The sequence below is a fragment of the Ercella succinigenes genome, assembly GCF_900002895.1.
On sequence record NZ_CDHP01000005.1, the window covers coordinates 1 to 2,601 of the forward strand.

Below are 2,601 nucleotides of genomic sequence, written 5' to 3' on the forward strand. Positions count from 1 at the left end.
CCTGTTTTCGAATTATGAAAAGTGAACTAAAGGCCAGACCTGTCTATCTAAAACGAGATGATCGTATTCTGGCTCACTTCCTGACCTGTTTTATAGCACTGCTGGTCTACCGAATCTTGACTAAGAAGATCCAATTGCGTCTGTCTGATGACAAGGCCAGCGGTGAAATGATTGTGAAAACACTTAGTGGAATGAATTTTCTGTTAAAGGATAACGATGGATATATTCCCACTTATACTCGAACTGACATAACAGATGCCCTACATGATGAGTTCGGATTCAGGACTGATTTAGAGTTTGTGCCCAAAAAAGAGATGCAAAAAATCGTCAAAAAGACAAAAAGTTAAAAGTAGACATTACGCACTTTTATATACAATGCTAAATGCCGAAAACGTCTGTAATACAGCCGTTTACGGCATTTCTCTTGCTTTCAACTGTCAAAGACAGGATATTCATATCTTCCAATATATTTTGTGATTTGTCAATATTGTTTATTAATGATTATCTAAAAAATATCAAATAATAAAAAATGTAAAAAAAGTGTTTAAAAATATACATAAACCAGCCTAAATGTTTTAATATTGCTTTAAATTAGCATTTAATATTATACATACAAAAATAATTATGTGATAAAAGTAAAAAGTATCGTTATGAAACCGGATTTCGACACTGAGATTAAAAATAAATTATTGATTTATCAATTGTTTTATGATTTTTGTTTGACATGCAAATTAAATGTAAAAAAATTAGTAGCGATTTGATTTTTAATTATAGAAAATCATTAAGCCAAGAACCAGGGGGTTTAGCAAAAATGCGACGGCAAGCAACTTCGATCTGAACTGGCAAACGGTAGACACCTATTGGGACATGACGCCGGAAGAATACGCGCAAAAGAGACAAACAATGTACAACAGCGGTATAGATGAATATCAGAATGTTGTACTTTAGTGGCTTTACGAGTATGAAGACATCAGCGCTGCGCAAATAAAGGATTGGCTGCAGGAACACTACAACGAGGTATTTAAGGACAGAACGGTTAGACGATTCGTTTTGAGCTTGCGTCAAGAACAAGACTTACTAAGAGTAAAAGGCAAGCGCGAATTTGAGGTCGTTCCTGAGATGCTACCAGGTAAGCAGCTGCAAGCGGGTTTTGGATTTTACAACGCCCGACGTCTTAGTGATGCTAGGATCAAACTATACTTTGTCATCTTCATTCTGGCTGTTAAACGAAATGTTAAACGACAGAATAAAATCTGCAAAAAAAGCAGAAAAACAACAAAATAAAATAGACACGACAAAATAACAGCAGGCTAGCGGGACACCCTTATAATTTATTCTAAGTCTGGAAATGACCTGTTTGCAGACTTGTACAGTTTTTCAGCTATAATCCTTGTCTGGCACCAAGTGCCAGACAAGGATATCAGAATAATCTCTTAAAAAGTCTTTAGTTCAGTTGATTTGCCGAATTTAATCAATAACTTTGTCTGGCACCAAGTGCCAGACAAGATTCAAAGTAACTTTGGCTGTAATGCCCTATTACCAGTTGATTTAAGGTATTGATCTTAAGACTAGAGTGCCCCCTAATAGTTGTCGTAGCAAAAATGCAGAAAGGAACCCTTAAATGGAACCTGAAAAAAACAAGCAACGACACATAGTAGACCGATCGAAACGCCATCCCAAGAGAATCAAGGATGCAGTGTTGAGAATGATGCTGCCGCCAGAGAATTTAGGGCCAAAAGCGATACATGAAATAGTAGGTGTACCCCCCCGACTTATGTATTGGCGTGCCATTTTCTCTGCACTTTTGGTGGACAGTTCCATTTTTCAAAGGTTTAATAAAATCTTTTCTAAATAATACCTATTATATATATGTATTTTCAACACACCTGATACTTTTAATTATCTTGTCTTAAACTGAAAAAGTAAAAGTATAAAAATACTAGTATGTAATAAACACATACATCTGAAAAGAGTGCATAGATGCCCTCAAGGAAACACCTGGCAAAAAGAGTGTCCAACGGAGCACAAGGGAACACCCGGCAACGTAGACAAAACGGGAAAAGAGGAAGTACATATTGATTGACAAAAGGAAAGTACGATGTTAATATAGTCGAGCACCTCACGAGAGCGTGAGGGGAGGAACCTTGAAAATTGAACAGTGTAAAAGACAAAAGACGAGCCAAAAATCAATTCTAACAAAGAGTTGAGCAAGTAAACAAAGAGCCAAAAGGTTCTCAAGTAAATTTATTTGAGAGTTTGATCCTGGCTCAGGATGAACGCTGGCGGCGTGCCTAACACATGCAAGTCGAGCGGGGTTTAATAAGGAAGTCTTAGGACGGAAAGATTAAACCTAGCGGCGGACGGGTGAGTAACACGTGAGCAACCTGCCTTTAGCTGGGGAATAACACTGGGAAACCAGTGCTAATACCGCATAACATCTACTTTAGGCATCTAGAGTAGATCAAAGGAGAAATCCGGCAAAAGATGGGCTCGCGTCCGATTAGATAGTTGGTAGGGTAAAGGCCTACCAAGTCAACGATCGGTAGCCGGACTGAGAGGTTGAACGGCCACATTGGGACTGAGACACGGCCCAGACTCCTA

General features: G+C 38.3%; 1 rRNA gene and 1 pseudogene. Both read left to right on the forward strand.

Annotated features, from left to right (window positions below):
• Nucleotides 1-347: pseudogene (locus AC0KSB_RS01770) on the forward strand (IS1634 family transposase); the annotation flags it as partial.
• A gap of 1,897 nt (nucleotides 348-2,244) precedes the next feature.
• Nucleotides 2,245-2,601, forward strand: a 16S ribosomal RNA gene (locus tag AC0KSB_RS01775); the annotation flags it as partial.